This is a genomic window from Pseudomonas sp. TWP3-1 (assembly GCF_049896625.1).
Classification (GTDB): domain Bacteria; phylum Pseudomonadota; class Gammaproteobacteria; order Pseudomonadales; family Pseudomonadaceae; genus Aquipseudomonas.
This window is the reverse complement of the sequence record NZ_JAFCUQ010000004.1, coordinates 107,950-129,403: the sequence shown is the minus strand read 5'-3', so window position 1 is coordinate 129,403 and position 21,454 is coordinate 107,950. Positions and strand designations below refer to the sequence as shown.

Below are 21,454 nucleotides of genomic sequence, written 5' to 3'. Positions count from 1 at the left end.
GTCTATCAACAAGACTTCATTCAGTTCGAGTGCCTGTCATGACTAACCAGACCAATCGCCAGTTCCTGCTCGCCAAACGCCCGGTGGGCCCCGCGACCCGCGAGACCTTCACCTATCAGGAAGTACCGGTCGGCGAGCCGGCGGCGGGGCAGATTCTGGTCAAGAACGAATACCTGTCCCTCGACCCGGCCATGCGCGGCTGGATGAACGAGGGCAAGTCCTACATCCCGCCGGTCGGTCTCGGTGAAGTCATGCGCGCTTTGGGCGTAGGCAAAGTCGTCGCTTCGAACAATCCGGGCTTCGCCGTCGGGGACTACGTCAACGGTGCCTTGGGCGTGCAGGATTATTTCCTTGGCGAGCCAAGAGGTTTCTACAAGGTCGATCCGAAACTGGCGCCGTTGCCGCGCTATTTGTCTGCGCTGGGCATGACCGGCATGACCGCGTACTTCGCCCTGCTCGACGTCGGCGCCCCGAAAGAAGGTGACACCGTGGTGCTGTCCGGCGCAGCGGGTGCGGTCGGCAGCATTGCCGGGCAAATTGCCAAGCTTAAAGGTTGCCGCGTGGTCGGGATTGCTGGCGGCGCCGACAAGTGCAAATTCCTCATCGATGAACTGGGTTTCGACGGCGCCATCGATTACAAGAGCGAGGACGTGGTGGCCGGCCTCAAACGCGAATGCCCGAAAGGCGTGGACGTGTATTTCGACAACGTCGGCGGCGACATCCTTGACGCGGTGCTCAGCCGTTTGAACCTGAAGGCGCGCGTGGTGATCTGCGGTGCGATCAGCCAGTACAACAACAAGGAAGCCATGAAAGGCCCGGCCAATTACCTGTCCTTGCTGGTCAACCGTGCGCGGATGGAAGGCTTTGTGGTGATGGACTACGCCGCACAATTCGCCGCCGCCGGGCAGGAAATGGCCGGGTGGATGGCCAAGGGGCAGCTCAAGAGCAAAGAGGATATCGTCGACGGACTGGAGACGTTCCCGGAGACGCTGATGAAATTGTTCAGCGGTGAGAACTTTGGCAAGTTGGTGTTGAAGGTTTAACCGACAGTTTCGCGCAGATCAAAAACACGGGAGCCAATTGGCTCCCGTGTTTGCATCCGGTGCGAGCGCTTAAGCGATTTCGGCAACCACCGCAGCCAACGCCTTGGCCGGATCAGCCGCCTGGCTGATCGGACGGCCAATCACCAGATAATCAGAGCCGGCATCCAGCGCCTGGCGCGGGGTCAGAATACGGCGCTGGTCGTCCTGCGCACTGCCCGCCGGACGAATCCCCGGGGTCACCAGTTGCAGCGACGGATGCGCGGTTTTCAGCGCCTGAGCTTCCAGCGCCGAGCACACCAGACCGTCCATCCCGGCTTTCTGAGCCAGTGCAGCCAGACGCAGCACTTGTTCCTGCGGCTCGATGTCCAGACCGATCCCGGCCAGATCTTCGCGTTCCATGCTGGTCAGCACGGTCACGCCGATCAGCAACGGCTGCGGGCCCGTGCGCTTGTCGAGCACTTCGCGGCAGGCCGACATCATGCGCAGGCCGCCGGAGCAGTGCACGTTGACCATCCACACGCCCATTTCCGCAGCAGCCTTGACCGCCATTGCGGTGGTGTTGGGAATGTCGTGGAATTTCAGGTCGAGGAACACCTCGAAACCCTTGTCGCGCAGGGTGCCGACGATTTCCGCGGCGCAACTGGTGAACAGTTCCTTGCCCACTTTGACCCGGCACAGCTTCGGGTCCAACTGGTCGGCCAGCTTCAGTGCGGCGTCACGGGTGGGGAAATCCAGGGCGACGATGATAGGAGTCTGGCAGACGGACATGGAGGGGCTCTCAGGCAGGACGAAATCGGCGCGCATTGTAGCGGAACCCGCGGCTGCGCGGCACCCGATGATCGGTAATTCATCGCTTGCGCCGTGATCAGCATAGCGTTCGGCGTTATTGTGTCGAGCCTGATACACAGACGACACGCCGGCAATACGCCCGCGCGCTAGCCTCGCCAGCCGCAACATGCACTTACAGCAGCCCTTCCCGCCTCACGGCCGGACGCCTATGCTGAAACCACAACCTCGCAGCCTATCTTTGTGGTTGGCGGCCTACTGGCAGATCAAGAGCCTCATGCACAACACTCAAGCCACCGTGAACGATGAGCAAAAAGACGACAAGCGCTGGAGCATTCGTGCGCTGATCGTCGACGATGATGTGCCGATCCGCGAACTGATGATCGACTACCTGGCGCGCTTCAACATCCACGCCAGCGGCGTCACCGATGGCACTGCCATGCGTCAGGCCATGCAAGCTGAACATTTCGACGTGGTGGTGCTCGACTTGATGTTGCCCGGCGAAGACGGTCTGTCGCTGTGCCGTTGGCTGCGTGCCGAATCCGACATTCCGATACTGATGCTCACCGCTCGTTGCGAACCCACCGACCGCATCATTGGCCTCGAACTGGGCGCCGATGACTACATGGCCAAACCGTTCGAGCCGCGGGAACTGGTAGCGCGGATTCAGACCATTCTGCGTCGGGTGCGCGATGACCGTTCAGAACAGCGTGCGAACATTCGCTTCGACAACTGGCGCCTGAACAGCGTGTTGCGCCAATTGATCGCTGACGATGGGCTGGTGGTGCCACTGTCGAACGCCGAATTCCGCCTGCTCTGGGTATTCATCGAACGCCCGCGCCGGGTGCTCAGCCGCGAACAGTTGCTCGACGCCGCCCGTGGCCGCTCGATCGAAGCCTTCGACCGCAGCATCGACCTGCTGGTATCGCGTCTGCGCCAGAAACTCGGCGACGACCCGAAAGCTCCGCAGCTGATCAAAACCGTGCGCGGTGAAGGTTATCTGTTCGACGCGCGAGACATCGGCTGATGCGAGCGCGCTTCGACACGCTGTTCGGCCGCCTGTTTGGCATGCTGTTCATTGCGATCGTCCTCGCGCACTTGCTGGCTTTTGCGTGGTTTCGCCTTTACGGTCCGCCACCTCCGCCCCCGCCGCCGCAGTTTTCCCAAATGCACGAAGGGCAACCGGCGCCGCAGGATCCGCGTTTCGCTCAGCGACCGCCGCGACCCTGGTTCGGCGGACCATTGGTGCCTCTTACATTCCAGTTCGTTTCGCTGATCATCGCCGCGTGGTACGGCGCCAAACTGCTGACCCGGCCGATCCAGCGCCTGAGCGACGCCGCCGAACGCCTGAGCGAAGATCTCGACAGCCCGCCGCTGGACGAGTCCGGCCCACGCGAGGCGCGGCAAGCGGCGCACACCTTCAACCTGATGCAACAGCGCATTCGCGAACAAGTGCAGGCCCGCGCACGCATGCTCGGCGCCGTGTCCCACGACCTGCGCACACCGCTGTCGCGACTGAAACTGCGCCTGGAAAACATCAGCGACGACAAGCTGCAAGGCCAGATGCGTCAGGATCTGGACGACATGATCAGCATGCTCGACGCCACCCTCACCTACCTGCACGAACAGCGCACCAGCGAAGCCTTGCAACTGATGGATGTGCAGGCGCTGGTCGAATCGCTGTGCGAAAACGCTCAGGATCAGGGCGCTGACGCGCAGGTCAGCGGTCACTGCGCACCGCTGCCGGTACAGCCAATGGCTTTACGCTCATGCCTCAACAACCTGCTCGACAACGCTTTGCGATATGCGGGACAAGTGCGCATCGAGTTGCAGGATCAGCGCGAGCAATTGCTGATTCGCGTAGTTGATCATGGCCCGGGCATCGCGGCGGACAAACGCGAAGCCGTGTTCGAGCCGTTCTATCGGCTGGAAGGATCGCGCAATCGCAACTCCGGCGGCGTCGGTCTGGGCATGACCATCGCCCGTGAGGCAGCGCTGCGCTTGGGCGGACAACTCAACCTGGAAGAAACCCCCGGCGGTGGCCTGACTGCCGTGATAATCCTGCCGCGCCTTCCAGCCTGACTGTGTACCGTCCGGTACAAACTCCACATACCCCCGACAACTCGCCCCTTGAGGCTGCATAAGCCGGTACGCCCACCGGTTTTTCAGCCCAAGGAGTGAGCCCGATGATCGGTAGCGTCAGCAACTACACGAGCTATACCAGCACCAACACCAACACCGCCACGCAAAACGCCCGCAGCCAGCAACTGCAAAAAGAACTGTTCACTAAGCTCGACAGCAATGGCGACGGCGCAGTAGATCAGGATGAACTGAGCAGCGCGTTGTCGCAGAAATCCGACGACGGCTTGCTGGTCAACCTGAGCCAACAATTCGGCGATCTGGACAGCGACACCAGCGGAAGCCTCAGCTCCGAAGAAATGGCCGCAATAGCACCACCACCGCCGCCACCCGCCAATCAGCCACCCAACACCGACCTCGCCGACGCCCTGATCAGCGCACTGGACGCCGACGGTGACGGCAGCATAACCGCCGCTGAATTGAACAGCGCGTTGCAGACCAGCGACAGCACCTCATCGACCAGCAACGACGACGGCGCGGCGTTGCTGAAAGTGCTGGACAGCGACAGCAGTGGCGGCGTGAGCAGTGATGAGCTGAAGGAAGCATTACAGGCTGGGCGCGAGCGTCCGGCGGAGGACCAGACTGCCAGTGCTCAGACCACCGCTGAAGCGTTGAACCGCATGATCGCGAATTTGAGCAAGCAGTACTCACTGGATAATGCGGCGCCGTTGGGCAAGTATTTGAATGTGGCGACTTGAGGTGATGGGAGGATCGCTCCCGGGTTCGACTTTTCGGAGCGATTAAAGCTGCTGGGTGAGTTGGTTGCTTTCGATTTTTAGTGTGCCAATCAAAGCTGCCCTCACCCTAGCCCTCTCCCAGAGGTAGAGGGGACTGACCGAGGTGCCGACGAAAAATACGCCGACGTGGGATACCGAGGTGAATTCGAATTTTCAAAAGCCACCCAATCCGCTCCAGATGTTGCCTCGCCACCACTCAACACGATGAGCGTTAGCTCGAGTACCGCTTTTGATCTCAAGCGCCCGTCGGCAGGCTGAGTGGAGGGGTTCATCCGGGGTTGGCGCGAAGCGCCGTTCGACGAAGTCGAACACATCGAGAGGAGGTGCAGCGCAGCAAACCGGAGGCGATGCCCCCGGATGAAACCCGGAAGGAAGGAACCCCGAGCCCCAGCGAGCGGGCCGAACGTCAGGGTAAAGACCTTTGCTTCCTTTGGGGCGTCTGCCAAAGGGAGTCGACCGTCAGGGCGAAACCATAAGAGGCCATCACCCCAAAAACGGATATGTTCTCAATCAGCGTTCAATCCGAGCCTGACTCTTACTCCAATCCGTCAACAAACTATAAGCCACCGCCAAAAGCGTAGGCCCGATGAACAACCCGATAAACCCAAACGCAATCAGCCCGCCAAACACCCCAAGCAAGACAATCACCAACGGCAAATTCCCGCCACGGCTGATCAGATACGGCTTGAGCACATTGTCCACGCCACTGATGATGAACGTCCCCCAGATCCCGAGAAAGATCGCCATCCCATAATCACCCTTCCAGGCCAGCCACGCCGTGGCCGGGATCCACACCAACGGCGGTCCCATCGGAATCAGACTCAGCAGAAAGGTCACGATCCCCAACACCAGCGCCCCTGGCACCCCGGCAATAAAGAAGCCAATCAACGCCAACACCGCCTGCGCCGCCGCCGTACCAATCACCCCGTTGACCACCCGCTGTACAGTGCCGGCAACCAGATCGATGTAATACCCGGCGCGGTCGCCGATCAGTCGCTGCAGCAAGCCATGAACAAACGCCGCCAGCCGCGGCCCGTCGCGGTAGAAAAAGAACACGAAGACAATGCTCAACGTCAGTTCGAGAATCCCGCCGCCGATCTGCGCACTGCGCGCCAGCAACCAGTTACCGACCTGCCCCAGATAAGGCTTGATCGCGACCATCATCGCCGCACCCTGCTGATCGATGCTGTTCCAGATTGCCACCAGTCGTTCGCCCACCAGTGGCACGCTGCCAAGCCAGTCGGGCGCCGCCGGCAGACCGTCGACCTGCACGTCCTTGATCAACGCCGTGGCATCGCGCACGTGATCGGCCAGGTTGAAACCCAGCCACACCAACGGCCCCGCCACCAGCAACATCCAGCCGAGCGTCAGCACCAGCGCCGCCAGCGACTCACGGCCATTGAGCAAACGGGTCAGCAGGCGCATCAGCGGCCAACTGGCGAACGCCAGCACCGCACCCCAGAACAGCGCCGACCAGAACGGCGCCATCACCCACAGGCTGGCGCCGAACAGCACCAGCAGGAGGATTTGCACCAACAGCCGATCATTATTGAGCATGCAGGTTCTCGAAGAAGTCAGTCAGCGAAGAGTAGGCGAACACGCCAAGCGTGCCCGTCCCAGACGCCTAGCGCAACAGATCGATACGCAGGCCGGCGCCATCGACGCTGCCCGCTTCCATGCGTGCGGCGCGTACGCCCTGCCCGATCAATGCCTGACGCCAGGCCTCGGCCTTCGGCCCGGAGACGCTCACGCGCAACGTGGTGTCGAGGTTCAGACCCCGCGAGAGCAAACGCAGCCAGGTGTCATCCGGATCGCTGACGAGTTTCGGCAAGTCGAGTTCACCGGTGCTTTTCAGTTGTCGCAGTAAAGTCGCGGAGGTCGGCAGCAAGTCGCCGAGCGGCGCAGCAGCCTCGAATTGTTCGACATGCAGATAGGCTTTGCGATTGCCGCGCGTGATGCTGTACAGCGCCACCAGCGTGTTGTCGCGCGGTTCTGCCAGTCTCAGCAGCAGATAGGCTTGTTGTTCATCGGAGCCGTACAGCTTGGCGTTACCGAACACTTCATTGGCCCACAGGCTGCTTTCGCCGCAATCACGCGCCTGGCACCAGAACAGCAACTCGGCATCCTGTTTTTGCAAGGCCTCGCGGGCGGCAGTGAAAGCTTCGGTCGCGGAGTGTTCCGGTGGCAGTTCGTAAGTCACCGAAGTGGTTTGCCCACGGGCGGTCACTTGCCCGTCAAACCGCAGTTGGCCGCTGATCTTGCGGATCGAACCCAGCGGATAGATTCGCTCCAGCTCCACCGGAGGGCGATAGTCGACGATCTGCGCATCGGCCAGACGCGGCACGATCGGCAGATCCTGACTGCCGGGCACGTCGGCGGCAGATGACAAGGGACTGAAAAAACACAGCGCCAGCAGACTGAGGCAACGCTTGGGCAGGCTCATCGGACAGGCATGGCCTGGGCGCCTCTTGGGCTATTCGGGGTCGCAGCGGTGTAGAAATCCATCTTGTTTGTCTCCCATTTCAACCCGCCCAGCCTCGACAGTTGCCCGGTGCAAGTCAAGGAATGGCGAAGAAGCGATTGAAACAGTCTGCGACAAGGTCGGCACCGGCCTCATCGTTCAGGTGCAAATGATGCCCGCCTGGCAGCTGTTCACAGCTGAAGGGTAGACGCTCCAGCAACTCAGGATGTTTGGCCAGCATGCCGTCGGCCGCTACCACCAATTGCGTAGGACAGGTGATGCGCTGGACGAAGGCCATCGCCTGTTCCTGGGTCAGACGCAGCGGCGAAGGCAGGGTCAGGCGATTGTCGGTGCGCCAGGTGTAACCGCCGGGCACCGGCATCAGCCCGCGTTGCGCCAGCAGTTCGGCGGCTTCGCGACTGACCGCGACCAAGCCTTTCATGCGCGCTTCGATGGCGCGGTCGAGCGTGTTGTAAACCGGTTTGCGTTTCTCGCGCAGATCGAGTTGCGCCTGTAGGGCCATGCCCATACGTTCGGCAGCGTTTTCGCCTTTGTCGGTAGGAGGAATCACACCGTCGATCAATGCCAGATGGGTGATTTTTTCCGGCAACGATCCCGCCAGCACCAGCGAGACAATGGCGCCCATCGAATGTCCGAGCAGGCCGAAACGCTTCCAGCCGAGTTGTTCGGCCACTTGCAGCACGTCATGCGCGTAGTCCCACAGCGCGTAACCGGCGCCGTTCGGACGATGGCCGGAATGCCCGTGTCCGGCCATGTCCAGCGCAACAATGCGCAAGCCTTTGAGCTTCGGTGCCAGCCGCGCGAAGCTGTTGGCGTTGTCCAGCCAGCCATGCAAAGCGATCACCGGCAAACCGTCTTCCGGCCCGAACAGATGGGCCGCCAGTTCGATATGCGGCAGGCTGAGGCGGACTTCTTCGACGGCATGGCTCATGCGCAATCCTTGTGCTGGCGATTTTCCCAGCGTGTGAACAGGTTTTTCAGCAGCAGCGCCGTGTCTTGTGGACGCTCAAGCGGAAACATGTGCCCGCCAGGCATGCTCAGCGCTTCGCCTTGTGGCAGACGCGCGACAAAGCGCGTGTGATGACGCATCACCACTTGGCTCTTGAGCCCGCGCACCATCGCCAGCGGCACCTGCAATTGCCGGGTATGCGCAGGGCTGGTGTGTGGCACGCCGCGATAGATGCTGATCTCGGTGGCCGGATCGAAGCGCAGACGCAGCTTGTCGCCGACCCGGTGCAGACCGTGTTGCAGGTAAGCGTCGAAGCATTCCGGGTCGAAGCTGCGGAACAGGGTTTTGCCGGCGAAGTAGCCACGCGCACTGTCCAGATCGGCAAACTCCTCACGCCGACCCAGCGTGCGCCCGGCCGGAGTCAGTTTGTCGATGAAACCAAAGCGCTTGGCGGCGCGGATCACCCATTGATCGGTGCGGGTCAGCACTGGCGAATCGAGCATGACCACGCCGCGATACAGCTCAGGACACCGTAACGCCGCGTGCAGATGCAGCATCCCGCCAAACGAATGGCCGACGCCCCACACCGGCTCGTCTTGCTGTCGCAGGTGATGGATCAGTTCGTCGACCAGGTTGTACCAATTGTCGCCCGCCGGGAAACGCGGGTCGTGGGCATGCTGCTCCAGATGCGTCACACGGAACTCCGGCGCCAGCGCGGCAAACAGCTTGCCGTAGGTACCCGAAGGGAAACCGTTGGCGTGGGCGAAAAAGATCGGTTGCGACATGCGGGTGAATCCATGGGCGGGGGACAGGGGTTGATTGTCCGTAAGACCGCTTACGACAGCAATGACCGTAACTGCCAGGAATGATGACAGTCAGGTCAGAACTATGAAGGCCGGAGCTCAACGCACCGGCGGATTCTCCCCCAAAGGCACCACCGCCATGGTCAGTCGCGACACACAACTCGCCTTGCCCTCATCACTGGTCAGCCGAATATCCCAGACATGTGTGGTACGCCCGATATGAATCGCCTTGGCCACCGCCGTCACCCGCCCGCTGCGCAGACCGCGCAAATGGTTGGCGTTGATCTCCAGGCCTACGCAATAAAACTTGCTGGCGTCGATGCACAAATAGCTGGCCATCGAACCCACGGTTTCCGCCAGTACCACCGACGCACCGCCGTGCAACAAACCGTACGGTTGATGGGTGCGATGGTCGATCACCATGCTCGCGCTCAGGGACTCTTCGTCGAAGGCCTCGAAGCGAATATCCAGCACTTCGCCGATGGTGTTTTTCTGGATTGCGTTCAACTGCTCGATGTTCGGAGTGGTGCGCCACAGGCTCATCGCAGACTTCCTTTGTTGTTTTAATCGTCGCTCAATCCTGCCACAGCACCGCCTCGCTGCGCTCGCTCCATTCTTCGAAGCGTGCGCCGTAAGTGGATTCGATGACGTTGCGTTTGATTTTCAGGGTCGGCGTGAGAAAACCGTTTTCCACCGCCCAACTGTCCTTGACCACCACCAACCGGCGCAGACGCTCATGCTTGTCGAGCGCGGCGTTGACCTCCTCCAGGAGTTTTTCCAGGCTCGAATGCAGACTGGCGCGCGCCTCATCGCGGCCGGCCACCGACAGCACGCATAGCCCCAGCGGCGCACTCAAGCCATCGCCGACCACGCACACCTGTTCGATCCGCGTGTGCACCGCGAGGCGATTTTCAATCGGTGCCGGGGCGACGTATTTGCCTTTGCTGGTCTTGAAGATTTCCTTGAGGCGACCCGTCAGACGCAAGCGCCCTTCGGCATCCTGCTCGCCCTTGTCACCGGTGCGCAGGAAGCCGTCCTCGGTCAGGGTTTCGGCGGTTTTCTGCGGCTCCTTGAAATAGCCCAGCATGTTCGCCTGACTGCGCACCTGCACTTCGCCGGACTGATCAATCCGCACTTCGACTTGCGGGCACGGCTTGCCGATCCAGCCCTGTTTGTATTCGCCCGGCAGGCAGATGTGCGAGTAACCGCAGCCCTCGGTCATGCCGTAGACCTCGAGTACATCCAGCCCGAGTTTCTGATACCAGGCGAGCAACGCCTGCGGCACTGGCGCGGCGCCGGACAGCGCCACGCGCAACGCATCCAGCCCCAAACCCGCCAGCACTTTGTGCCCGACGCGTTTGCCAATGAATGGCAGGCCGAGCAGGAAATCCAGGCGTTGGGCCGGAATCTTGCCGTACACGCCCATCTGGAATTTGGTCCAGATCCGTGGCACGCCAAACATTGCCGTCGGCCGCGCTCTCTGCAGGTCGGTCATGAAGGTATCGAGGCTCTCGGCGAAGAACACGGTCTGCCCGGTATAGATCGAGGCCATCTCGACAAACATGCGTTCGGCTACGTGGCACAGCGGCAGATAGGAAAGCAGCCGATCGTTTTCGTTGAGGCCGAATAACTGCGTGCCATGAGTGGTGGCGAAGCCGAGGTTGGCGAAGCTGTGCATCACGCCTTTGGGCAGACCGGTGGTGCCGGAGGTGTAGATGATGGTCGCCAGTTGCTCGGCCGCGGGGCGCGGATCGTCCTGGATCGGCGAGCTGCGTTGCAGGTCGTCCCAGCTGAAATCGAAAGTGCCCGGCGGATGCAACGGCAGACTGATGGTCGGCAGACCCGCCGGCATCCCGATCGACATGCCCGGCCAGTCATCCAGTTTGCCGATGAACGCCAGCACGCTTTCCGAATGCGTCAGCACCTGATTCACGGAGTCGGCGGTGAGGTTCGGATACAGCGGCACCGAAACGTGCCCGGCCATCCAGATCGCCAGGTCGGCGATGATCCAGTGCGCGCAGTTTTTCGAGATCAGGGCGATGTGGCTGCCTTGCGGCAGTTCGCGGGCGCGCAGCCAGTGTGCGGCGCAGCGGGCCTGATGGCCGACGTCGGCCCAACTGAGAGTCTCGACCTGACCGCCGCCGATCGGCTGCACCATGAAGCGCTGGCGCGGGTGCCGGGCTTCGCGCTCGTAAAACACGTCCAGCGGCAAACGGATGGCGGCAGACATTCGACTCGCTCCTGTTTTTTTGGTCTGGAGCAAGCGTAGTCAACCAAGCAAGTGCTTGGTTGACTATTTTACGAACGGAAACAAGATCTACGGATGCTTCAGGCTGTTGAGGGTCATCGAGCCGATCAGCAGTTCACTGTGCTCAAGCTCCGCCAGGCCAGCAGTGCCGACCTTCTCCGGCGGACACCCGGCGCCGTGTTGCAGATAGCTCAGCAGATTACCCACCAGCGGGTTATGGCTGACCAGCAGCACATTGCTCACTGAGACCAGTTGCTCGGCGACCCGGTCCGGATCGATTTCCGGCGTCAGCCATTCAACCGTGCGAATCTCCGGCTCGAAACCCAGCGCTTCACGCACCACTTGCGCGGTCTGCTGTGCACGCAAATACGGGCTGGCGTAGATCGCGGTGATCGGCTGGCCGATCAATTGCGCGGCGCTACGCAGCGCTTCTTCGCGACCCAGCGCGGTCAGCTCGCGTTCGGAGTCGGGGCACGAGCCGTAAGGCACGGCCTCGCCATGGCGCAACACCCAGAGTTTCATAGCTTGGGCTCCTCATCACGTACCGGATGCGCTGCCGGCGGCACCGCGTGTGGCGCTTCACCTTCCGGAGTGCGCGGCGTCGGCCAGTCGGCGAACGGCCATGGCTTCTGGTCGCTGTGGAAGGTGCCAAAGCGGCCGATCTGCGCGAGGAACTGGCTGAGGCTGTCGCCAAAATTCATCAGGCCAGCGTTCGGCGCGCCATAGATCAGGCGGTATATAAGCTGCACCAGCACCACCCCGCCGAGGACGAATTGCGCCACTTGCCAGACCAGCAGGTAGATGATCATCCACATCACCCGCAGGAGAATGGATTCGTACTTGGCTTCGGTTTTCGGATCGTTCATGTCTCGTTCCCCTGCCCGTCAATAAACAACTATCAGTTGAAACCGCTGGTGGAAATAAAGTCGACGTCGGTTTTCGGCTCGGCGCGCATCAACAGACCTATCACCTGCTCCAGCGTGCGCCCTTCAAACAGAATCGCGTGCAGCCCGGCGACCAGTGGCATGTACACGCCAGCCTCCTGCGACTTGGCTTTGAGCACCTTGAGGGTGTTGACGCCTTCGGCCACCTCGCCAAGGCGCGACACCGCTTCGTCGAGGCTCAAACCTTGGCCGAGGGCGAAGCCGACTTGGTAGTTGCGACTCTTCGGTGACGAGCAAGTGACGATCAAATCTCCCACGCCGGCCAGACCGAGGAAGGTCATCGGGTTGGCGCCCTGATTCACCGCAAAGCGGGTCATCTCGGCCAGCGCGCGGGTGATCAGCATGCTCTTGGTGTTCTCGCCCATCTCCAGCGCAACGGCCATGCCGGCGATGATCGCGTAGACGTTTTTCAGCGCCCCGCCCAACTCCACGCCGAAACGGTCGGCACTGGCGTAGACACGGAAAGTGCGCCCGTGCAGAGCGGCTTGCACCTGTTTGCACAGTTCTTCGTCTTCGCTGGCGACCACGGTGGCGGTCAGTGCGTGTTCGGCGATCTCGCGCGCCAGGTTCGGCCCGGAGAGCACGCCGATGCGCGCCTGTGGGGCGATCTCTTCGAGAATCTGACTCATCAGTTTGAAGGTCTGCGCCTCGATGCCTTTGGTCAGACTGACCAGCATTTTGCCGCTCAGACGCTCGGCGTGAGCGGCCAGAACCGTGCGCAACGCGCTCGACGGCAGCGCGACAAAGCACAAATCGCAAGCGTCGAGCGTTGCTTGCAGGTCGGTGACAGCAGTCACACCGGGCAGAATCTTGATGCCCTTGAGGTAACGCGGGTTTTCGCGATTGACCCGGATGGCTTCGGCCTGTTCGGGGTCACGCATCCACTGCAGGACTTGATGGCCGTTCTCGGCCAACAGATTGGCCACGGCGGTACCAAAACTTCCGCCTCCCAGGACCGCAATCGGGCGCTGTTCAGTCATATGTAATCCGTTAATCCATACCAGTGGCGATGCCGGCATTATACGGAGCGGCCCGGCATCGGACAGCCCCGGCAACAATTACCGACACTTGTAGGAAGAAGACCAATAAAACCTAGGAAAATGCCCGCATCGTGACTGGAAAAGTCACTGCGCTCGGTTACCATGCGCGCCAATTCTCTGCGATCAAGGCTGTGTCGTGTCTGTTGGCCCTCTCCCCTCGCGCTCATCACTGCTGCTGGCGCTGCTGTTCAGCCCGGTATTGCTGGCGGACGACCTGTTTCTCGACAGCGAAGCTCTGCCGCAAGTATTGACCGCCACGCGCCTCAAGCAGTCGCCAGCGGAAGTGCCGGGCAGCATGACCGTGCTCGACAGCGAACTGATCACGGCCAGCGGCGCGCGCGACATCAGCGAGCTGCTGCGACTGGTGCCGGGGATGATGGTCGGCAACATCAGCGGCAATCAGGCAGCGGTCAATTATCACGGGACCAACGCCAGCGAAGCACGCCGCATGCAGGTGTTGATCGACGGCCGCTCGGTGTATCGCGCAGGCCTGGCGACGGTGGACTGGAGCGATATTCCGGTGGCCATGGAAGACATCGAACGCATCGAAGTCTTTCGCGGGCCGAACACCGTCAGCTACGGCGCCAATGCGCTGATGGCAGTGGTCAACATCATTACGCGCAACCCGGTGGACAGCCACGGCACGCGGCTGAAAATCACCCGCGGCCAACGCGGCATCAACGACTTCTATGCCAGCCAGAACGTCGGCTGGAGCAGCGGCGATTTGCGTCTGTCGATGTCGGGCCAAGAGGACGACGGTTTTGATCACGACTCGAACGGTGCCGATTACCGCGACAGCCGCCGCTTGAATCGCTTCAGCCTCGCCGTCAGCCAGACCCTTAGCGACAACCAGAGCATCGACTGGCAACTCAACGCGAAAGACGGCAGCAATCAACGCCCCTACACCTACAAACCGGTGTTCTCGGGGATTACTGCTGCCGGGAACAATTCCGACGTAATCGCCAAGGACTACGCCGGCTCGCTGCGCTGGAACCTCGACATCAATCCCGAGCACAGCCTGTATATCCAGGGCTCGGCGCAACATTGGGATCGCCAGCAAACTTGGCGCGCCTGCGATGCCGAAGTGTCGTTCAGCCCGCAACTGGCTGAACTGTGGCAGCTCAACCCGAATTACACCGAGCGTCTGGCGCGTAACATGCTGCTGTTCACCGGCCCCGGCGCGCCGGCGGGAACCGCGCAGCAAATGGGCCTGGCCAATCAGGTGCTCGATCAATGGCGCAACGGCGCGCGTCAGACCTTGTGCGGCGATATCGACCAGAGCGCCCGCGAGTCGCGTTATGACCTCGAACTGCAAGACACCCTCAGCCTGTCCGACAGCCTGCGACTGGTCAGCGGCCTGAACTATCGTTACGACCGGGCCGATTCCCAGACCTACTTCAACGGCACGCTGGACGACACCACTTGGCGCGCGTTCGGCCAACTCGAGTGGCGCGCCAGTGAACACTGGCTGGTGCAGGGCGGTGCGATGTTCGAAGACACGCAACTGATCGGCAGTTCGCTGACACCCAGGTTTGCGGTCAACTATCTGATCAACCCGCGTCACAGCGTGCGCGCGGTGTACTCGGAGGCAATCCGCTCGCCGGACATGTTCGAGAACAACGTCAACTGGAGCTATCAGGTGACCAAGCTGCGGCCTTCGGCCTACGGGCAGAATTCGGCGCGCTACTTCGTCAAGACCCGTGGCCCCGGCGATCTCGATCAGGAACACATGCGCTCGCGCGAACTGGGCTACAACGGCTACTTCGCCGAACTCGGTCTGGCGCTGGACGTGAAGCTGTTCTACGACGAAATCACCGGGATGATCAGCGAGCCGCTGCGCAACAATCAATACATTGCCAGCAACGCCAACAGCTCGCGCTTTCGCGGCACGGAAACGCAACTGGACTGGCGCCTGAGTGCGAAAGACCGGTTGCGCCTGACCTACGGTTTCGTCGACGCCGAGGCGAGCAATCCGCTCGATCAACAATTCACCGCGCGCAACAGCGGCTCGGCCGGTTGGCTGCGCGACTGGGGCCACGGCTGGAACAGCGCCCTCTTCTACTATGGTGACAATGCGCTCAACGGCTACCGCTTCGAGCGGGTCGACACGCGCATCGCCAAGCGCATCGCCATCGGCAAAGCCCAACTGCAGCTGGCCGGCGTGTTGCAACAGCGTCTCGATAACGAGCCGACCACCTTCGTTGACAACAATTATGACCAACGCCGGGTGATGTACTTCAGCGCCGAGCTGGAGTTCTAGGGTGCGCAACGCCATGTCACGGAAGGTGCCGACGGTCGGCCAATGGCTGGCTGGCCTGTTTCTGTTCCTGACCGCGTGGCTGCATGGTGTGGCGGTGCAGGCTGCCGACATTCTGTTGACCGGTGCCGAAGAAAGCCCCGGCGTGCAGTCCTTCGTGCAAGCCCTGAGCGAGCTGCGCCCGACCGACAACGTGCGTTTCCAGCCGCTGGCGAGCCTGCCGGCGCCGGGTAAATTACCCGCCAGTCTGCGTCTGATTCTGCTGGACCTGCCGAGCCTCGACTGGCGCCTGCAAGAATCCGCCGGCCCGGCGACGCTGGTGCTGCGCATCAGCCGCTTGCAAGCGCAACAACGCTTCGGCGCGCTGCAACCGCCGCACTTGAGTCTGTTGTGGAGCGATCCGCCGCTGAGCCGCCAGTTGCAGTTGATCCGGCGGATTCTGCCGCAGGCCCGGCGGATTGGTGTGCTGTTCGATCAGCACAGCGAATTCCTGCTCAAGGAACTGCACGTCGCGGCACAAGTCATGAATCTGCAAATCGTCAGCCAGCGCTGGGACAACACCCACGACAGCCGCCCGTTGCAGGCCGTGCTGAAAGACAGCGACGTGCTACTGGGCCTCGACGATCCCGACCTGTACAACCCGAAGACCGCGAAAAACCTGCTGCTCAGCAGTTACTCGCGACAAGTCGCATTGATCGGGCCCAACGCTTCATTCGTGCGCGCCGGCAGTCTGGCCAGCAGTTACAGCGACCAGAGTGACTGGCTGGCGATTCTCGACGAATTGCTCGACAAGCCTGCGGCCACCTGGCCGAAAACCCTCTATCCCGAACGTTTTAAAGTCTTGAGTAATGCGCAGGTGGCTCGTTCCTTAGGTCTCGAACCGTTGAATGAAGTGTCTGTCGCTGCCGAGCTGGCCGAAGGAGAGCGCCGCCCATGATTTTCCGTCGTCGCTGGGACATCAACACCCGTACCCAACTGATCAGTCTGGGCCCGGCGCTGTTGCTGACCTTGCTGCTGATCAGTTTTTTCACCTTCGTGCGCATTCAGGATTTGCGTCAGGAGCTGAACCATACCGGTCAACTCATCGCCAATCAGCTCGCCCCCGCCACCGAGTACGGGGTGATTTCCGGCAACAACGAAGTGCTGGAGAGCCTGCTCAAAGCCACGCTGGCCACGCCGAACGTGCGCTTTCTTGAAGTGCAGGACAGCGCCAACCGGATTCTGGTGTACGTCGAACAACCGGCGGACACGCATTCGCGCCCGCATCAGGTCGAGGTGTTCCAGGCGCCGGTGCGTCTGCAACGCATCGCCCTGCACAATGATTTCTTCCAGGACGGCAAGACCAGCAGTGGCGCGGCGACTGAGGATTATCTGGGGCGGGTGATCGTCGGTCTGTCCAACGATGCCTTCAGCCAGCGGCAGAAGGAGATCCTGCTCAAGGCTGCGATTCTGGCGTTGTTTGCGCTGCTGTTTACCTTCGTCGTGGCACGGCGTCTGGCCGGCAGTCTGTCGCAGCCGATCCGCGACATCGGCGATGCGGTCAAGGCGATTCAGGAAGGCGATTACAAAACGCCGCTGCCGATTGTCGACGACACCGAACTCGGCGCCCTGTCGCAGCACATCAACAACCTTGCGCAGGCACTGGAACAGGCCAGCCGCGAACAGCATCAGGCGATGGCGCAACTGATCCAGACCCGTGAAGAAGCGGAAAAGGCCAACAGCGCCAAATCCGACTTTCTGGCGATGATGAGCCATGAACTGCGCACGCCAATGAATGGCGTACTGGGCATGCTGCAATTGCTCGAAACCACTGATATGACCGAGGAGCAGATCGAGTACGCGGCGCTGGCCTCCGAGTCCACCGAGCATTTGCTCAAGGTGATCAACGACATTCTGGATTTCTCGCGCATAGAACGTTCGGAGCTGGAGCTGGAACACATTGCCTTCAATCTTGCGGACTTGATCAGTGCCTGCGCGCAGTCGTTCCAGCACAGCGCCGCGCAGCGCGGTCTGGATTTGCAACTGCGCATTCCGCAGGACATGCGCAGCTTGCAGGTGCAAGGCGATCCGACGCGCATTCGGCAGATTCTGGTCAACCTGGTCGGCAATGCGTTGAAGTTCACCGAGCAAGGTCGCGTGAGTATCGAGGCGCAGTGGCAGTCGCTGGATCACGAGTTGCTGTGGTTCACCTGTTCAGTGCGCGACAGCGGCATCGGCATTTCGTCAGAACGTCTGGAGCTGATGTTCAATGCATTCCAGCAGGCCGACAGTTCGATTTCACGGCGTTACGGTGGCACGGGTCTGGGCTTGCCGATCGCGCGGACGCTCGCCGAACGTATGGGTGGCACCTTGCGCGCGCAGAGTGAGGAAGGTCGCGGTTCAGTGTTTACGCTGGAAATCCCCCTCGCGCTGACTCAGCAAGTCGTACCGAGGCTGGCTGCGCCACGGGCGATCAACGGCGCGGCGCACGGTGAAGGGCGCAACGTGTTACTGGTGGAAGACAACCCGGTTAATCAGACCGTAATCGAAGCCATGCTGCGCAGTCTGGGTTTCACGGTGAGCGTCGCTACTGACGGCGCGCAAGCCGTACGCAGTGCTGGCGGCGAAAGTTTTGAGGCGATTTTGATGGACTGCCGCTTGCCGATCATCGACGGCTACGAGGCGACCCGACAGATTCGCCGGCTGCCCGGCTGCGCCGAGGTGCCGATCATCGCCCTGACCGCCAATGCCTTGCAGGGCGACCGGGAAAACTGTCTGTCGGCGGGGATGAACGATTATCTGGCCAAGCCGTTCAAACGCCATGACCTGCAGCAAATTCTGCAGCGTTGGGTGCAGTAGTGACGGCCTTTCGACCATCTGCGACTGGCGTGAGACGCGAAAGTGCGGCAGTCTTAGGCACCCGAACGAGCCTCAAAAGGGGCTTGAATAAAAATTTCAGTGCACAAGTGTACATTCATGTCCTTGGTGCTGTGACTTTCACCACAACGCAATAGTCTATGAGTAGGCTACCGGTACGAGGCATCAACGCGTCGATCGGCCGGGAAGATTGCCCCACCTGCCGCATGGGATTATTGAGGAGCTCGCATGACCAAACAAAACGCCTTTACTCGGGAAGACCTGCTGCGCTGCAGTCGCGGTGAGCTGTTCGGCCCAGGTAACGCGCAATTGCCCGCCCCGAACATGCTGATGGTGGATCGCATCACCCATATCAGCGAAGAAGGCGGCAAGTACGGCAAAGGTGAATTGGTCGCCGAGCTGGATATCACCCCTGACCTGTGGTTCTTCGCTTGCCACTTCGAAGGTGATCCGGTGATGCCGGGCTGCCTCGGCCTGGATGCCATGTGGCAACTGGTCGGCTTCTTCCTCGGCTGGCAGGGTCTGCCGGGCCGCGGTCGTGCACTGGGTTCGGGCGAAGTGAAATTCTTCGGCCAGGTTCTCCCGACTGCCAAGAAAGTCACCTATAACATTCAAATCAAGCGCGTCCTCAAGGGCAAGCTGAACCTGGCCATCGCCGACGGTTCGGTCTCTGTGGACGGTCGCGAAATCTACACCGCCGAAGGCCTCCGGGTCGGCGTGTTCACCTCCACTGAAAACTTCTAAGGGTTATCCGCATGCGCCGCGTCGTTATCACTGGTCTGGGTATCGTTTCTTGCCTGGGCAATGACAAAGAGACCGTCTCCGCTAACCTGCGTGCAAGCCGCCCTGGCATCCGGTTCAACCCGGAATATGCCGAAATGGGTCTGCGTAGCCAGGTTTCCGGCTCCATTGACCTTCCCCTCGAAGAACTGATCGATCGCAAGATCTTTCGCTTCGTCGGCCACGCAGCGGCTTACGCCTACCTGGCCATGAAAGACGCGATCACTGACTCCGGTCTGACCGAAGAGCAAGTGTCCAACCCGCGTACCGGCCTGATCGCCGGTTCCGGTGGTGCGTCCACGCTGAACCAGATGGAAGCGCTGGACATCCTGCGCGAGAAAGGCGTGAAGCGCGTCGGCCCATACCGCGTAACGCGGACCATGAGCAGCACCGTTTCCGCTTGCCTGGCCACGCCGTTCAAGATCAAGGGCCTGAACTACTCCATCGCTTCTGCCTGCGCCACCAGTGCTCACTGCATCGGTACCGCCATGGAACAGATCCAGATGGGCAAGCAGGACATCGTGTTCGCCGGTGGCGGTGAAGAAGAACATTGGAGCCAGTCGTTCCTGTTCGACGCGATGGGCGCTCTGTCCAGCAAGCGTAACGACACCCCGGAACAAGCCTCCCGCGCTTACGACGCTGACCGTGACGGTTTCGTCATTGCCGGCGGTGGTGGCATGGTCGTGGTTGAAGAGCTGGAACATGCTCTGGCCCGTGGCGCAAAAATCTACGCGGAAATCGTTGGCTACGGCGCGACTTCCGACGGCTACGACATGGTTGCTCCAAGCGGCGAAGGCGCGATCCGCTGCATGCAGATGGCAATGTCCACCGTCGACACCCCTATCGACTACCTGAACACCCACGGCACCTCGACTCCGGTCGGCGACGTTGCGGAAATGAAAGGTGTGCGTGAAGTATTCGGCGACAAGGCTCCGGCCATCAGCTCGACCAAGAGCCTGTCCGGTCACTCCCTGGGCGCCGCCGGCGTTCACGAAGCGATCTACTGCATGCTGATGATGGAAGGCAACTTCATTGCCGGTTCCGCCAACATCGACGAGCTGGACCCGGAAGTGGCTGACATGCCGATCCTGACCAAGACTCGCGAAGACGCGACCATCAACACCGTGATGAGCAACAGCTTCGGTTTCGGTGGCACCAATGCCACGCTGGTCCTGAAGCGTTGGGCTGGTAAGTAATTACCCGCTGCTGAGCCGCACATGAAAACGCCCCGACTGGTTCGGGGCGTTTTTTTGTCTGCATGAAATTGTTGAAACAATGTATTTCCCTGTGGGAGCTGGCTTGCCAGCGATGACGTCGGCACAGCAAACATCCATGTCGACTGACACTCCGCTATCGCTGGCAAGCCAGCTCCCACAGGGTTCTCAGTCGCTCTGGAGATGAAAGTTCTGTCATGAAACTTTTCGCCCTGCGACCGAATGTCGCGCATTCCGTGGGCTGCAGCGCTGTTGCTGATTTCGCAACAATACATTGCACGAATCGGCAGTTTACTTAGCAGGCTAACAAATTCTATAAAAGAGTCCTGCACACGCCTTGCTGCAGATAACAGAGATTGGAGCTAGCAGATGACTGTAAAAGTAACTGAACGCGACGATTCACACATGTCCCATGAAGGCGTAGCCGCCGGCGTACGGATCTGGGATGTGCATCAACAAGACTTGCTGGTCGGGATGTTCCATAACGAAATCGACGCCCACAACTACAAGGCCGAACTGGAAGTGTTGGAGCAACAGCGAGATCTGAAATCCGCCTGAATCAAGGTTTACGGGCAACCTTATATGTGGCGAGGGAGCAAGCTCCCTCGCCACAAAATGTTCACCACATCAGATCGTCAGGGATCTGATAGGCCGCGTACGGATCATCTTCAGCGGCGACTTCTTCGGTCTGCACGTTGAGTTGCACGATACGCTGCGGATCGCGCTCCTGGATCTTCAGCGCCGCATCACGCGGGATCACTTCGTAACCACCGGCATGGTGCACGATGGCCAGCCAGCCGCTGCTGAGCTTGTTGCGCATCAGCGCGTTGACCGAGATGCGCTTGACCTTCTTGTCGTCGACGAAGTTGTAGTAGTCCTCAGTCGTCAGCTTCGGCAGACGCGAGACTTCGATCAATTGCTTGACCTGCGCGGCACGGGCCTTGGCCTCGGCCTTCTCTTGCTGCTGGCGGTTCAGCTCCTGGTCGCGCTTGACCTTCTCGGCCTGCGCTTCCTGCGCAGCGCGCTGCTGCGAGTCATCCAGTTCGGCCTGACCTTTGTGCGCCAGGCGCTGCTGCTTCTGCTTGTCTTTGCTGACCTGTTTGGCCTGCTTCTGGTTGACCAGGCCTGCTTTGAGCAACTGGTCGCGTAGGGAAATACTCATGGGGCTTTCTCACT

Annotated in this window: 21 protein-coding genes; 10 read left to right on the top strand and 11 right to left on the bottom strand. The window is 60.8% G+C overall.

All coding sequences use genetic code 11. The features are described from left to right. Window positions 1-38: 38 nt before the first annotated feature. Entirely contained in the window at window positions 39-1,043 is a 1,005-nt protein-coding gene (locus ACP7BN_RS07650; protein WP_426202925.1) for an NADP-dependent oxidoreductase, read from the top strand. A gap of 69 nt (window positions 1,044-1,112) precedes the next feature. On the opposite strand, the gene pyrF is transcribed toward ACP7BN_RS07650, so the two are convergent. Beyond that, window positions 1,113-1,811 (bottom strand): orotidine-5'-phosphate decarboxylase, encoded by a 699-nt coding sequence (pyrF, locus tag ACP7BN_RS07645; RefSeq protein ID WP_426202923.1) that lies wholly within the window; start codon window positions 1,809-1,811, stop codon window positions 1,113-1,115. Window positions 1,812-2,106: 295 nt separating this feature from the next. Between pyrF and ACP7BN_RS07640 the strand changes: the two genes are divergently transcribed. The 3 genes from ACP7BN_RS07640 (at window position 2,107) to xopAW (ending at window position 4,666) form a co-directional block, all read left to right on the top strand. Next, window positions 2,107-2,856 carry a response regulator gene (locus tag ACP7BN_RS07640; RefSeq protein WP_420646485.1) on the top strand — a complete coding sequence of 250 codons (750 nt, stop codon included), beginning with the start codon at window positions 2,107-2,109 and terminating at the stop codon, window positions 2,854-2,856. Further along, the gene (locus ACP7BN_RS07635; RefSeq protein WP_420646484.1) at window positions 2,856-3,911 is read left to right on the top strand and encodes a sensor histidine kinase; all 1,056 of its coding nucleotides are present in this window, start codon (window positions 2,856-2,858) and stop codon (window positions 3,909-3,911) included. Before ACP7BN_RS07640 ends, ACP7BN_RS07635 begins: the two co-directional genes overlap by 1 nt. A 104-nt stretch (window positions 3,912-4,015) precedes the next feature. Further along, a complete protein-coding gene (gene xopAW / locus ACP7BN_RS07630) occupies window positions 4,016-4,666 on the top strand; it encodes a XopAW family type III secretion system calcium-binding effector (protein ID WP_426202921.1) in 651 nt (216 codons plus the stop codon). Window positions 4,667-5,215: 549 nt separating this feature from the next. On the opposite strand, the gene ACP7BN_RS07625 is transcribed toward xopAW, so the two are convergent. From ACP7BN_RS07625 to ACP7BN_RS07585, 9 genes are all read right to left on the bottom strand, one after another. Further along, a complete protein-coding gene (locus ACP7BN_RS07625; RefSeq protein WP_420646482.1) occupies window positions 5,216-6,262 on the bottom strand; it encodes an AI-2E family transporter in 1,047 nt (348 codons plus the stop codon). A 67-nt stretch (window positions 6,263-6,329) separates the two neighbouring features. Continuing rightward, window positions 6,330-7,148 (bottom strand): DUF4892 domain-containing protein, encoded by an 819-nt coding sequence (locus ACP7BN_RS07620; protein WP_426202918.1) that lies wholly within the window; start codon window positions 7,146-7,148, stop codon window positions 6,330-6,332. A gap of 115 nt (window positions 7,149-7,263) precedes the next feature. Further along, on the bottom strand, window positions 7,264-8,118 hold the full coding sequence (locus ACP7BN_RS07615) for an alpha/beta hydrolase (protein ID WP_426202915.1): 855 nt from the start codon (window positions 8,116-8,118) through the stop codon (window positions 7,264-7,266). Next, window positions 8,115-8,921 carry an alpha/beta fold hydrolase gene (locus ACP7BN_RS07610; RefSeq protein WP_426202913.1) on the bottom strand — a complete coding sequence of 269 codons (807 nt, stop codon included), beginning with the start codon at window positions 8,919-8,921 and terminating at the stop codon, window positions 8,115-8,117. Before ACP7BN_RS07610 ends, ACP7BN_RS07615 begins: the two co-directional genes overlap by 4 nt. A 117-nt stretch (window positions 8,922-9,038) precedes the next feature. Continuing rightward, window positions 9,039-9,482 carry a hotdog fold thioesterase gene (locus ACP7BN_RS07605; protein ID WP_426202911.1) on the bottom strand — a complete coding sequence of 148 codons (444 nt, stop codon included), beginning with the start codon at window positions 9,480-9,482 and terminating at the stop codon, window positions 9,039-9,041. Between the two features lie 31 nt (window positions 9,483-9,513). Then, complete coding sequence (locus tag ACP7BN_RS07600; protein ID WP_426202908.1) at window positions 9,514-11,169, bottom strand: AMP-binding protein; 1,656 nt, start codon at window positions 11,167-11,169, stop codon at window positions 9,514-9,516. A gap of 87 nt (window positions 11,170-11,256) precedes the next feature. Continuing rightward, a complete protein-coding gene (gene sixA / locus ACP7BN_RS07595) occupies window positions 11,257-11,709 on the bottom strand; it encodes a phosphohistidine phosphatase SixA (RefSeq protein WP_426202906.1) in 453 nt (150 codons plus the stop codon). Then, on the bottom strand, window positions 11,706-12,053 hold the full coding sequence (locus ACP7BN_RS07590) for a DUF4389 domain-containing protein (protein ID WP_426202904.1): 348 nt from the start codon (window positions 12,051-12,053) through the stop codon (window positions 11,706-11,708). Before ACP7BN_RS07590 ends, sixA begins: the two co-directional genes overlap by 4 nt. Before the next feature lie 32 nt (window positions 12,054-12,085). Then, window positions 12,086-13,111: an NAD(P)H-dependent glycerol-3-phosphate dehydrogenase gene (locus ACP7BN_RS07585; protein WP_420646474.1), complete on the bottom strand. Its 1,026-nt coding sequence runs from the start codon at window positions 13,109-13,111 to the stop codon at window positions 12,086-12,088. Window positions 13,112-13,307: 196 nt separating this feature from the next. On the opposite strand from ACP7BN_RS07585, the gene ACP7BN_RS07580 reads away from it, so the two are divergent. The 6 genes from ACP7BN_RS07580 to ACP7BN_RS07555 all read left to right on the top strand — a co-directional run bounded on the left by ACP7BN_RS07580 (window position 13,308) and on the right by ACP7BN_RS07555 (window position 20,836). Continuing rightward, complete coding sequence (locus ACP7BN_RS07580; protein ID WP_426202902.1) at window positions 13,308-15,431, top strand: TonB-dependent receptor plug domain-containing protein; 2,124 nt, start codon at window positions 13,308-13,310, stop codon at window positions 15,429-15,431. A gap of 13 nt (window positions 15,432-15,444) precedes the next feature. Continuing rightward, window positions 15,445-16,365 carry an ABC transporter substrate-binding protein gene (locus tag ACP7BN_RS07575; RefSeq protein WP_426202900.1) on the top strand — a complete coding sequence of 307 codons (921 nt, stop codon included), beginning with the start codon at window positions 15,445-15,447 and terminating at the stop codon, window positions 16,363-16,365. Next, complete coding sequence (locus tag ACP7BN_RS07570) at window positions 16,362-18,266, top strand: ATP-binding protein (protein WP_426202898.1); 1,905 nt, start codon at window positions 16,362-16,364, stop codon at window positions 18,264-18,266. Before ACP7BN_RS07575 ends, ACP7BN_RS07570 begins: the two co-directional genes overlap by 4 nt. A 246-nt stretch (window positions 18,267-18,512) precedes the next feature. Further along, on the top strand, window positions 18,513-19,028 hold the full coding sequence (gene fabA, locus ACP7BN_RS07565; protein ID WP_042560484.1) for a 3-hydroxyacyl-[acyl-carrier-protein] dehydratase FabA: 516 nt from the start codon (window positions 18,513-18,515) through the stop codon (window positions 19,026-19,028). Window positions 19,029-19,039: 11 nt separating this feature from the next. Beyond that, window positions 19,040-20,260, top strand: a complete 1,221-nt coding sequence (gene fabB / locus ACP7BN_RS07560; protein ID WP_420646470.1) for a beta-ketoacyl-ACP synthase I — start codon at window positions 19,040-19,042, stop codon at window positions 20,258-20,260. Between the two features lie 387 nt (window positions 20,261-20,647). Beyond that, complete coding sequence (locus tag ACP7BN_RS07555; RefSeq protein ID WP_426202896.1) at window positions 20,648-20,836, top strand: hypothetical protein; 189 nt, start codon at window positions 20,648-20,650, stop codon at window positions 20,834-20,836. Window positions 20,837-20,897: 61 nt separating this feature from the next. On the opposite strand, the gene ACP7BN_RS07550 is transcribed toward ACP7BN_RS07555, so the two are convergent. Next, the gene (locus ACP7BN_RS07550) at window positions 20,898-21,440 is read right to left on the bottom strand and encodes a DUF2058 domain-containing protein (RefSeq protein WP_426202893.1); all 543 of its coding nucleotides are present in this window, start codon (window positions 21,438-21,440) and stop codon (window positions 20,898-20,900) included. Window positions 21,441-21,454: the final 14 nt, after the last annotated feature.

Coding starts and splice junctions, on each gene's coding strand:
- ACP7BN_RS07650 (WP_426202925.1), top strand. CDS start 39: ATGACTAACCAGACCAATCGCCAGTTCCTGCTCGCCAAACGCCCGGTG.
- pyrF (WP_426202923.1), bottom strand. CDS start 1,811: ATGTCCGTCTGCCAGACTCCTATCATCGTCGCCCTGGATTTCCCCACC.
- ACP7BN_RS07640 (WP_420646485.1), top strand. CDS start 2,107: ATGCACAACACTCAAGCCACCGTGAACGATGAGCAAAAAGACGACAAG.
- ACP7BN_RS07635 (WP_420646484.1), top strand. CDS start 2,856: ATGCGAGCGCGCTTCGACACGCTGTTCGGCCGCCTGTTTGGCATGCTG.
- xopAW (WP_426202921.1), top strand. CDS start 4,016: ATGATCGGTAGCGTCAGCAACTACACGAGCTATACCAGCACCAACACC.
- ACP7BN_RS07625 (WP_420646482.1), bottom strand. CDS start 6,262: ATGCTCAATAATGATCGGCTGTTGGTGCAAATCCTCCTGCTGGTGCTG.
- ACP7BN_RS07620 (WP_426202918.1), bottom strand. CDS start 7,148: ATGAGCCTGCCCAAGCGTTGCCTCAGTCTGCTGGCGCTGTGTTTTTTC.
- ACP7BN_RS07615 (WP_426202915.1), bottom strand. CDS start 8,118: ATGAGCCATGCCGTCGAAGAAGTCCGCCTCAGCCTGCCGCATATCGAA.
- ACP7BN_RS07610 (WP_426202913.1), bottom strand. CDS start 8,921: ATGTCGCAACCGATCTTTTTCGCCCACGCCAACGGTTTCCCTTCGGGT.
- ACP7BN_RS07605 (WP_426202911.1), bottom strand. CDS start 9,482: ATGAGCCTGTGGCGCACCACTCCGAACATCGAGCAGTTGAACGCAATC.
- ACP7BN_RS07600 (WP_426202908.1), bottom strand. CDS start 11,169: ATGTCTGCCGCCATCCGTTTGCCGCTGGACGTGTTTTACGAGCGCGAA.
- sixA (WP_426202906.1), bottom strand. CDS start 11,709: ATGAAACTCTGGGTGTTGCGCCATGGCGAGGCCGTGCCTTACGGCTCG.
- ACP7BN_RS07590 (WP_426202904.1), bottom strand. CDS start 12,053: ATGAACGATCCGAAAACCGAAGCCAAGTACGAATCCATTCTCCTGCGG.
- ACP7BN_RS07585 (WP_420646474.1), bottom strand. CDS start 13,111: ATGACTGAACAGCGCCCGATTGCGGTCCTGGGAGGCGGAAGTTTTGGT.
- ACP7BN_RS07575 (WP_426202900.1), top strand. CDS start 15,445: ATGTCACGGAAGGTGCCGACGGTCGGCCAATGGCTGGCTGGCCTGTTT.
- ACP7BN_RS07570 (WP_426202898.1), top strand. CDS start 16,362: ATGATTTTCCGTCGTCGCTGGGACATCAACACCCGTACCCAACTGATC.
- fabA (WP_042560484.1), top strand. CDS start 18,513: ATGACCAAACAAAACGCCTTTACTCGGGAAGACCTGCTGCGCTGCAGT.
- fabB (WP_420646470.1), top strand. CDS start 19,040: ATGCGCCGCGTCGTTATCACTGGTCTGGGTATCGTTTCTTGCCTGGGC.
- ACP7BN_RS07555 (WP_426202896.1), top strand. CDS start 20,648: ATGACTGTAAAAGTAACTGAACGCGACGATTCACACATGTCCCATGAA.
- ACP7BN_RS07550 (WP_426202893.1), bottom strand. CDS start 21,440: ATGAGTATTTCCCTACGCGACCAGTTGCTCAAAGCAGGCCTGGTCAAC.